The sequence below is a fragment of the Flavobacterium cyanobacteriorum genome (genome assembly GCF_002251835.1).
GTDB lineage: Bacteria > Bacteroidota > Bacteroidia > Flavobacteriales > Flavobacteriaceae > Flavobacterium > Flavobacterium cyanobacteriorum.
The window spans coordinates 1-10,241 of record NZ_NOXV01000263.1 but is presented as its reverse complement, the minus strand read 5'-3'; the positions used below and the strand labels follow the sequence as shown (position 1 = coordinate 10,241).

Annotated in this window: 10 protein-coding genes; 6 read left to right on the top strand and 4 right to left on the bottom strand. The window is 39.1% G+C overall.

Annotated elements, in window-relative coordinates; translation table 11 throughout:
* Positions 1-201 precede the first annotated feature (201 nt).
* The gene (locus CHU92_RS09035) at positions 202-399 is read left to right on the top strand and encodes a hypothetical protein (RefSeq protein ID WP_094414786.1); all 198 of its coding nucleotides are present in this window, start codon (positions 202-204) and stop codon (positions 397-399) included.
* A 15-nt stretch (positions 400-414) separates the two neighbouring features.
* Entirely contained in the window at positions 415-876 is a 462-nt protein-coding gene (locus tag CHU92_RS09030; protein WP_094414784.1) for a hypothetical protein, read from the top strand.
* A gap of 55 nt (positions 877-931) precedes the next feature.
* On the opposite strand, the gene CHU92_RS09025 is transcribed toward CHU92_RS09030, so the two are convergent.
* On the bottom strand, positions 932-3,109 hold the full coding sequence (locus CHU92_RS09025) for a S9 family peptidase (protein ID WP_094414782.1): 2,178 nt from the start codon (positions 3,107-3,109) through the stop codon (positions 932-934).
* 244 nt (positions 3,110-3,353) lie between these two features.
* Entirely contained in the window at positions 3,354-3,902 is a 549-nt protein-coding gene (locus tag CHU92_RS09020; RefSeq protein ID WP_094414780.1) for a type 1 glutamine amidotransferase domain-containing protein, read from the bottom strand.
* Positions 3,903-4,047: 145 nt separating this feature from the next.
* On the opposite strand from CHU92_RS09020, the gene CHU92_RS09015 reads away from it, so the two are divergent.
* Complete coding sequence (locus tag CHU92_RS09015; protein WP_094414778.1) at positions 4,048-4,740, top strand: DUF421 domain-containing protein; 693 nt, start codon at positions 4,048-4,050, stop codon at positions 4,738-4,740.
* 51 nt (positions 4,741-4,791) lie between these two features.
* Here the strand turns inward: CHU92_RS09015 and CHU92_RS09010 are convergent, their stop codons facing one another.
* Entirely contained in the window at positions 4,792-6,129 is a 1,338-nt protein-coding gene (locus CHU92_RS09010; protein ID WP_207759827.1) for a hypothetical protein, read from the bottom strand.
* 114 nt (positions 6,130-6,243) lie between these two features.
* Here CHU92_RS09010 and CHU92_RS16030 point away from each other — a divergent pair, with 114 nt between their 5' ends.
* The 3 genes from CHU92_RS16030 to CHU92_RS09000 all read left to right on the top strand — a co-directional run bounded on the left by CHU92_RS16030 (position 6,244) and on the right by CHU92_RS09000 (position 7,388).
* Positions 6,244-6,531 carry a hypothetical protein gene (locus CHU92_RS16030; RefSeq protein WP_207759826.1) on the top strand — a complete coding sequence of 96 codons (288 nt, stop codon included), beginning with the start codon at positions 6,244-6,246 and terminating at the stop codon, positions 6,529-6,531.
* Between the two features lie 9 nt (positions 6,532-6,540).
* Entirely contained in the window at positions 6,541-6,741 is a 201-nt protein-coding gene (locus tag CHU92_RS16025) for a hypothetical protein (protein ID WP_207759825.1), read from the top strand.
* 119 nt (positions 6,742-6,860) lie between these two features.
* Complete coding sequence (locus CHU92_RS09000) at positions 6,861-7,388, top strand: pyridoxamine 5'-phosphate oxidase family protein (RefSeq protein WP_094414776.1); 528 nt, start codon at positions 6,861-6,863, stop codon at positions 7,386-7,388.
* Between the two features lie 64 nt (positions 7,389-7,452).
* Here CHU92_RS09000 and CHU92_RS08995 read toward each other — a convergent pair whose 3' ends face one another.
* On the bottom strand, positions 7,453-10,146 hold the full coding sequence (locus CHU92_RS08995; RefSeq protein ID WP_094414774.1) for a hypothetical protein: 2,694 nt from the start codon (positions 10,144-10,146) through the stop codon (positions 7,453-7,455).
* Positions 10,147-10,241: the final 95 nt, after the last annotated feature.

Genomic DNA, 10,241 nt, shown 5'->3' with positions numbered 1-10,241 from the left:
GCTGGAAATTAATTTAATACAATTTTTGTCGTGTACTTAGAAAATATTGTTAATACTAACGCTCCTGGTTTAAAATTTAAAATGCTTTGCTTCACTGCATAAAATTGGCTTTTATTTAATATTTCTTTTTACATTAATTATAATATTTGATGGTAATTTAGGTAAAATAAAAAAGCAAGCCAACCTCGAAAAATTCGTATCATGGAACGCACAATTATTCATCAGCAGGACAGCACTTATGCTGCCGATACCGTTATGTTTGAAAAAGCCGCTGTAGAATTTGAAAATGAAATAATGCCGGCAGAGGATTTGTGCTGCAGCCAGCAGATAAAGAACCTGCTGAACACCAACCTCAGGTTACGCAAGCTCAACGAACTGAGTACGATGCTTTTATTTTAATAAACAAATACATTTATGGATAAAGTACCTAAATTTAACACAGAAAATGAGAGCCTTCGCGACCAGGGCAAGGGCAACGGTGATACATCGGGGCAAGAAACGTTCCACGGGAATGATTACACAGGAAGTGACAGCCTGAATGATAGCCGCCCCGATACCCCTGATGATGAAAGAAATACTCTTGCGGCCAATAACGACGGTAACGATGATACTGACAAGTACCTTGCCATGGAGCAGCCCGGCGTTACTTATACTAGGGATACAGAACCGTCCAACCTTTCTGATGAACTGGATTATAGCGATACTAAACAACAAAATACCTGGGATGCGGAAGGAGGCAATGGCCTTTACTCTGATGCGTTCAGCCAGGATGACTACCTACTAACTGATAATGTGGATCTGGACGAAGACCAAAATAAGTCAATATCATCAGACGATGAAGATTTTGAAGAGACCAACGAACGCTATACCAGCTGATTATTAAGCCATAGCTAAGTAGTAAAAAAAAGGAGCCCCTGGCTCCCGTTTTCTGTTATTTCTTTAAATAGGTGTCGAAATAATCGGCAATTTTTTGATTAAGGTGTATCCTGTCCCTGCCCCGTACATTATGCGCATGTGTAGGGTACAGGAAGTAGTCTACCTGTTTTCCGGCGGCAATACATGCCTGTATAAACTCCATACTGTGCTGCTGCACTACTACCGGATCCTGGGCCCCATGTATTATCAACAGCCTTCCCTGCAGTTTGTTTGCCTGGGAAGGCAGTGCTGTACTGGCATAACCGTGAGGGTTTTCCTCCGGCATGTCCATATAGCGCTCACCATACATTATTTCATAATATTTCCAGTCTATCACAGGGCCACCGGCAACACCAACTTTGAACGTTTCGGGGTGGTTCACCATAAGTGATACAGCCATAAAGCCACCGAAGCTCCAGCCGTACACGCCGATACGGCTGGTATCAACAAAGGTTTGCTTTTTCAGGTACTCTATGCCTTTCATCTGGTCAGCCATTTCATTGGCGCCTAACTGACGGTGGATAACATGCTCAAAATCCCGTCCCCGGCTATCGCTGCCCCGGTTGTCTAAAGTAAAAACCACATACCCCTGTTGGGCCATGTAATAATCAAATAAGCTTGCGCCGCCAAGCCAGGAATTAGTTACCAGCTGTGCGTGTGGCCCACCGTATACATAAACCAGCACCGGATATTTTTTAGTAGGATCAAAATCAGCAGGGTAGATAATCCTGCTATTGAGCAAGGTTTTGCCATCGGCCGCCGGTATGGTAAACAGCTCCATTTTCGGTAACATTGTTTTGCCTGTATATGGATTTTCAGCCTTTATAAGGCTGGTAGTCTTCTTATTTTTAAGGTCAATAATTGTAATATCATTAGGTGTTGTTGTACTGCTAAAGGCATCATATACAAGGGTGCAATCACTGTTTATCAAAACGTTATGTGTGCCTGATACCGTGGTAAGTGTCTCTGTTTTGCCTGATTTTAGCTCAACCCTGTACAATTGCCTGTCTAAACCTTTGTTGGCTGTACCTATATAAAAAGCGTTTTTCGCGTCAGCATCAAAACCTAAAAAATCAGTAACCACAACATCCCTGTAACCGAGTTTTTTCTGCAATTTACCATCGGTTTTATAAAGATACAACTGCTCAAAACCATCTTTTTCGCTGCGGTACAGGAATTGGCTGCCATTGCCGGGTACAAAGGTCAGGTCATGCAGCGGCTCCACATAAGTAGTAGCTTTTTCTTCAAATAAGGTTTTTATAAAATTACCTGTAGCAGCATCATACTGGTTCATTTTCAGGTGGTTCTGTTCGCGGTTAAGCACACCTGTAAATACACTCTTCCCGTCAGGTGACCATGTAACGCAGGTAAGGTATTGTTCTTTGGGTTCGCCGGTTTTAAGAGTAATTTTTGACTTAGTAGCAATATTAAAAACTACAAGTGTGACCTCTTCGCTTTTCATTCCCGCCATAGGATATTTAATAGCTTTGTTTTGTGCTATGCGTTCTCCCCACTGTATCAATGGATAATCGCTTACCATCGTTTCATCTTTTCGATAGTACAACAATCTGTTGCTGTCCGGGCTCCACCAAATACCTTTGTTAATGCCAAATTCCTGGCGATGTACATAGTCACTGCCATTTACAATACCATTGTCATTATCATGTGTAACGCTAATACCCGGCCCTTCTGAAGGGGTGATAACTATATTATTTTTATTTAGCCATGCGATATATGAAGCATTAGGTGACAGGGTCTGCTGGGTAGCTTCAGGTGATATGGTTAAAGCATTTCTGATGTTTTTTTTATCCACATCAAAAAATACCACATAAGAATTTTTAGTACCTGCTGCTTCAAATTGCAGCGTATTTTTATCTTTCCAGGCATATGCATGAGGGAAATAAGGCAGGGCAAATGTATCTGCCGGAAATTTGGACTTTAAAGCGGCAGTCAGTTCGTCTTTAGTAACTAAAACAACCTCTGTCCAGTTAGTTTCTTCGCTCCTCAACAGTAGTTTTGAATAAGTATCATCAAGATAAGTAAGGCTCCTGGTGTCTTTGCGCCATTGCGGGGCAATAATATTTTTTGGGGCAAATTCGCGATACTGGCCTGATGTGGCTTGCGCTATAGTAAGGTTCTTCTGCGCACCCGCGGCCATTCCGGTCAGAAGGAACAGCAGTAATAACTTCATCATAATTGTTTATTATTTGTGGTAAAATTAACCAATAACAGCTAACTGCCAAATTTAAAAGATACTGATTAGTAACAGGGAGAAATTCATGGTTACAGCGTATATCCGGTGAAGCTACCGCGTCATAATTATACCGAAGATTTATATTGCCAGTCTTGTCATTCCGGTAAAATGGCTGTAAAATCAAAAAGCCTTTGTACGCGCAATACAAAAGCTTTTTCATTGTTAACGTAAGCACTTCGCTGAATTACCTGTGCTGCATTTCGTGTTTTCCTTCTTTTATCTCCTCAACCATCTTTATATTGAATGCCGGCAGGTCATCGGGCTTGCGGCTGGTAACAAGGCCATTATCAACCACCACTTCTTCATCAACCCAATTGGCACCAGCATTGACAAGGTCCAGTTTGATTGACGGGTACGATGTAAGCTTCCTTCCTTCAACTACTCCCGCATTAATTAGTGTCCACGGCCCATGACAAATAGCAGCCACTGGTTTTTTATCATTAAAAAAGCCTTTTACAAACTCTACTGCCTTGTCGTTTATCCTTAGCCTGTCAGGATTTATAACTCCTCCGGGCAATACCAGCGCATCATAATCGGAAGGCGACGCTTCATCAAGTGTGCGGTCAACCTTATATTCTTTGCCCCAGTCCTTTTCAGCCCATGCTTTTACTGAACCGCTTTCGGGACTCACAATTTCAGCAGTCCAGCCCTGCTGCTCAAGATATTCTTTAGGTGAGGCCAGTTCACTTTCCTCAAATCCGTGGGTTGCCAGTATGGCTACTCTTTTACTCATAATTATACATTTTTAAAGTTAATTTGTTAGGCCTAAATTACTTATATAGCCATTGAACGTGTGGTAAGGCAGTACTAAACTTATGCTAATATTTGTTAAGCCACCGCTTCACTGTAGTACTTTTATTACTGAAAACTTGTTTGTTATGAATGATATTTTTGAATGGAAACGGCTCTTGTTTAATGACCTTCCTGTTGCGTTCCTGCTTGAGGTGCTGTTCCGGACGGTAGTGATGTTTATTGTGGTGCTGCTTACGCTAAAGTTTGCCGGCAAGCGGGGAGTAAAGCAGCTCTCAATCTTTGAAATAGTTATTATCATCTCCCTTGGCTCTGCCGCGGGCGACCCGATGTTTTATGAAGACGTAGGGCTTGTCCCCGCAATACTTGTATTTGCAGTAATACTAAGCATGTACCGTATGGTAACCTGGCTACTGGGCAAAAGCAAAAAATTTGAACACTTTATGGAACGAAAAACAAAGTCAATTATTGAAGACGGCCAGTTTTCGCTACACGATTTCCAGAAGGAAGACCTGGCGCTTGATGAATTTTTTACCGAATTGCGGCTCCGTTCTATTGAACACCTGGGCCAGGTGCGCAATGCTTATATTGAAAATAACGGTACTGTGAGCATTTATTTTTATGCCGATGAAGAGGTAAAGTACGGCCTGCCGATACGGCCCCAGCTTTTTGACCTTAAAAGCAGCACGATTTCAAAATCAGGTATATATGCCTGTACTTTTTGTGCCAATGTACAACAGCTTGAGCCGGTATCCGCGAAATGTTCTGTATGCGCACGTACAGAATGGGTTGAGGCTATTAAAACAACGCGTATTGTATAAAAAAACACTGCCCTGGGCCGGGCAGTGTTTCTTCTTTTTCCTGAATTATAATTAACCTCTGGAACCTCTTAATTCTCCGCCACCCTGCCTTGCCGGGGTACTTTGCCTTTGTGGTGCCGGGGTACTGTTTCGCATTTCGGGTGTCGGTGTAGCCCTTAGCGAAGGTGATGAAGTGCTGCTCCTCACCGGTGGGGTAGGGGTACTCCTCACGGGAGGGGTATTATTGCCCTGTTGCATGCTAAAGTTCCTGGAAGGAGTACTTTGCCTTGACGGTACGGACATATTACCTGGTGCGCTTTGCGACCTGCTCCTTGTTAAGTTGTTGTTGTTGCTGTATGATGATGGGGCTGAAAGCTGTCTGCTGTTCTGTATTTCCCCCGAAGGGGCACTGTTTATCCTTGCGGGGGTAGTGCCGTTATTATCATAGGAGCGCAGCCTGCCGTTATTCCTCAGGCTGTTGCTGTTCCCCCGTACAACATTCATCTCCGTATTTCTTGTTTCGGTTGAGCCTGAAGATCGGAAACCGTTTACCGAACGCGATGAACCGTCATTATTCCTCAGGCTGCGCGTGCCGCTGGTATTAAAATCAGTAGTGTTGCGGCGGCCTGGCTGCAAACTGTTACCTGCTGCCTGAGACCTGCTATTTGACCTGCTCTGTTCAAGGGCATACCTGTTTGGCGCGCTGGTCCTGCGTGTAAAGCTCCTGTCAGGGTGTTGTCTTTCATACGCATTGGCCCTCCTGGTGCTGTACAGTGCCGCAGCACGGCTGCTTCTCCTCACATTGACATAAGTATATACGTTTCTTGTATTAATGACATTTACATGGATATGGTTCCTGTACCTGAACACAGGGCAGGGAGCCCAGTAGCTGTAATAGGCCGGGTAGTAACCCCAGTACCACGGGGAGTAGTAAGGCCGGTAGCTGCTAACCCAAAAAACATCAAACAGTACAGGACGTACTACATAAACAGGTTCATAAATATAGTTGGGGCCATACATAAATACATCGCCAACTACCTGCACCTGCACATTATTGTTTCGGTCCCTTTCTACTTCAATAGTGGCAACATCCTGAAATGTATCAATGCCAAGCACTGCCTGTAGTATTATAAGGTGGGTGTTACGCTCGCTTGCCTCAATAACCCTTAAATAATCTACCCTGTTATCGCCGTTCAGGTCAAGGTTTGATATCATAAGATCAGGGTCGTTAAGCCGCCTTTCAAAATCCTCAAGGTCTCCTGACTCTCCAAATATTGAAGCTACCGCTTTAAGGTCAAGGTTATCGCTTATATCCCTGTTGCTGGCCCTTACGGTTGTAACATCCTGCGCAAAAACAGGCGATGTTAAAAACAAACTGATAAGTGCTATATGTTTAAAAATTATTTTCATGATTAAAGTAGATTAATAACCGGACAGCTAAAATTTTGACCCCGGTAGAAGTTAACCAATTACTGTGCCAATAATAATTGTACCTTTATCTCTTATTGCAAAAATACTTGGTTCATGATACAAATTATTGAAGCGGGCGTTGACGATTTTGATACTATACATGCCCTTGCATGGCAGGTATGGCCACAAACTTACGGGGCTATATTATCGGCACCGCAAATTGACTATATGTTCAGCATGATGTATAGCAGGGACGCTTATATTGAGCAGCTGACAATTAAAAACCATCACTTTTTACTCGTTAAGCAGGATGATCTTTTCCTTGGGTTTGCCTCATACCAGCCCGGCTACGAAACCGGTATCACTAAAATACATAAGCTTTATATATTGCCTGGCCTGTAGGGTAAGGGTATGGGTAAATTATTTGTAAATACTATCTATGAAATAGCAAAACGTAATGCGGATAAGGCAATACAGCTTAATGTAAACCGCTACAACCCTGCAGTACATTTTTATGAAGCCACGGGATTTAAAATAATAAAGGAAGAAGATATTGACATTGGGCAGGGGTACCTTATGGAAGATTATGTAATGCAAAAAGAAATAGCCTGACAGGTAAGAATTTAAGTATATTTTTCTCAAACATTATGAAATCAATAACACGGATTCACTTGTTTAAAAGGTAACTTTGGATAATACGCTAAATTATAACCTTTTAAATCAGTTTAACCATGAGCAATCCGGAATCAAAAGACAATTACCAGGACCTTACCAGCCAGGAAGCTGTTGCCAAACTTAAAGAGCTGGCAGAAGATATTAAAACATGCATGTTTTGTACTGAGCTCTCCTCAAGGCCCGTCCCTACAAGGCCTATGAGCCTCCAGGAAGTGGATGGCCAGGGAAACCTGTGGTTTATAAGTTCGGCCAGGAGCAATAAAAATTTCGAAATAAAGCAGGATAATGATGTCCAGCTTATGTTTGCCAAAAACCAGGATGCCCAATTTCTTTCAATTTACGGACAGGCAACCATATACAGGGACAGGCAGCATATTGATGAAGTGTGGAGCCCTATTGCAAAAGCCTGGTTTGATGAAGGAAAAGATGACCCAAATGTAACAGTAATAAAGGTAACCCCTACTGATGCTTACTACTGGGACACCAAGTATGGCAAAATGATATCATTCCTTAAATGGGCAAAAGGAGCCATAACAGGTAACCTTAAAGACGATGGCGGCATTGAAGGCAGGCTTAACGTGTAAGCCACAGGATTTCTTAATACTATAGNTTAAAAACTAACCATTCTTTTTTTTATTGTTTAGGACGCTATTGGGCTAGTAATTGCTTAATATCTGATTTTAAATGTTTTGTCAGAATTTTTATTGCTTGAGGATTTAAGCTTTGAAAACCAATACCTGATAAAAGTTGCATAAAAGCATTTATATTGATATAATCGAGCTTATTGATTTTCTTTAAATAAATTTCAGCTTGATTATTATGTTTTAATACGAACCAATCTTCTGCTTCTGACTTCCAGTTTCCGTTGAATAAAAATTCTTTGTTGAATAAATGAATACCCGAGTTTAATTTAATATAGAGAGTACTCCAAAAATTCCAGAAGTTGTTTAGCATAACGTCAGCACCATAATTGCTGTCGACTTTATAGTAAAACCATTCTATAATTTTTTCTATGTATTCAATCGCATCATGACTCTTGCGTATGCTCAAATCGTAATTAACTCCTGTATTAATTATAAATTCAAAAAAGGAATTAGTGTCTTTGTTAAAGGGAACTTCAAACAAAAAATCTATAATCGTTTCTCTAACAGTCAAACCAGTTATATAATAATCAGTTGATCTATATCTATCTTCTTCTAATGAATATGATTCAATGTGAGCATTAAAAATCGCTTTCAAGAAGTTATATGAAAAGTTATGTTCCTCATAGATAGGGAAAATATGAGTCGCTTTATCTAAGTCCCAATGAGAATATTTTGAATAAGACAAATCGGAGAACTTATATTCATCAGAATTATTTTCAATAAAATCTAAAATCTTCTCTTCTTCAGCTTGAATCTCATTTAGCTGTTCTTCTGCGTATTGGAAATGTTGAGGGTATTTTTTGTTAAACTTCGCATATAAAAGTAATCCAATAAAGCAGTTATAAGCGAATTGGTAGTCAGCCACCCAAACATATTTTTTAAACGAATAATACAAATGTTTTAAATGAATATCTAACTCTGTGTGAAAATCCCTAACAAATAGAAATAGTAAACCTCTAATTTTATCAATCTGCTCATTACTTAATCTACTCCTGAAAAGAAGTAATTTTGGTAATGAACCATAAACGGAATCATTATCATATATGCTTAAAGAAAAATCTAACTGTTCAAAGTTATACCGTTCATTTTGTTTATGCTCATAAAGCTTTTGGGCAATTCCTAAAATGGTATGTACACAAAATTCAAAATCATCACTACTTAATTCGTCATTAAATAGATCCAATCCTAAAGCAGCCAATGTTCCTATAGGGAAGGAGTCTATAAGGGTTAGCTTTGACGTATCAACATTTTTATAATATTCTAAACATTCTTTCCAATATTCATAAGTTTTATTTTCTTCTGATTTTTTTGAAAAAGTCTGAGATACCCATAAGCTATATCTTGAGTATTCATCTCTGAATTTGCTTTGTTCCTCATTTTTTTTCATTTCTGATTCTAAAGCATTATCTAAGGAATAATTTGGAGCTATTTGAATCATCAATTTACCATCACGCTCAACTTCTTCTACTTTTTGTTTTCTCCCATCAATCTCGGATAGCAATTTCAGAAAGTATACATCTTCTTTACCATGCTTATTCTCTAAATGATCAAACATTTCAAAAAGTTCACCGTTTAGATTTCCATAGAAAAGTTGATATTGGATTAGAAATCCATTTAAACCTTTGTGATATTTCTGTCTATGTTCCCATTTTAATGCTTCTTTTCTCTCATCATCGCATAAATCTGCTTCCCAAGAAGCATTAGGTAATCCGAATGAAAAACCAGCAGAATATTCACGAATCCATCGTTGACTATCCCATTCAAAAAAACGTTTGTCAGTTAGCAGAGGTAAAAACTTATTACCAACTTTTTTAGGATAAGCTTGTGTAATACTTGCAAGAACAGAAAGTAGAACCACCGAATTAGTTTTCGTATATATTTCGTCAAAAAATAATTGAATCGTTTCGTCAATTTTCTCGGATTCTAATTTACCTAACTCATATAAATATCTTTCGAGCGCAACAACTACTGATTGCAATAAACTAGGAACGGCAATTTGTCCACCTCTATTTATTGACCATAAATATGCAGATCCATAAATCGAATAGCTTATTTTATTATACAGAATATGTATGGTGCTAATATCATCAGATGTCATTGCAAAACCATCATCTTTTAGAAAATCTGACTTGACATAATGTTCAGTACAATAGTTTGTAAACTCAATTATAAAACTTGATGCTTTCCAAGGATGAAATTTAAGCAGCTTATAAATGAATGTTTGATAAGCACTTTGGGGGAAATAACTCAAATCGTATTTATCCTTTAGACCAAAATGATGGTCTATCCCATAGCTTGAACTAAATCGACTTTCTGAGCTTACTTTTTTATATTTCCATTTTAGGTTAGCTAATGCGATCAATTCGGTTGGGAAGTACCTTGGTAATGTACCTGAATGGAAATGAGATAATGCGTATTTTATTTGCTTGCGCTTTTTATCCCTAATCTTATAATTTTCTTTATCATCTTTAACAAATAGGTTATCAAGTAGTACTTTAATTTCGTCAGGTATATATTCTGCTAACTGGTAAAGTAATTTTACTCCTTTGTCGGTTAATGAATTACTTTCCTCTGCATTCATCCAATCTACTCCTTCGTCAAAATTATCTATTATTTTATAGACTATCTTACCAGCATATTTTGGAGTATCTATGTTTGTTATTTTGCCATAGTATAGGATATTTTCCCAGTCATACAAAAACCTTAGGATTTGAATATTTATTTCTGATAGAATTTCTATATTTTCGTTTAGTACACGACAAAAAACATAATTGATTAAAAATCAATAAAATA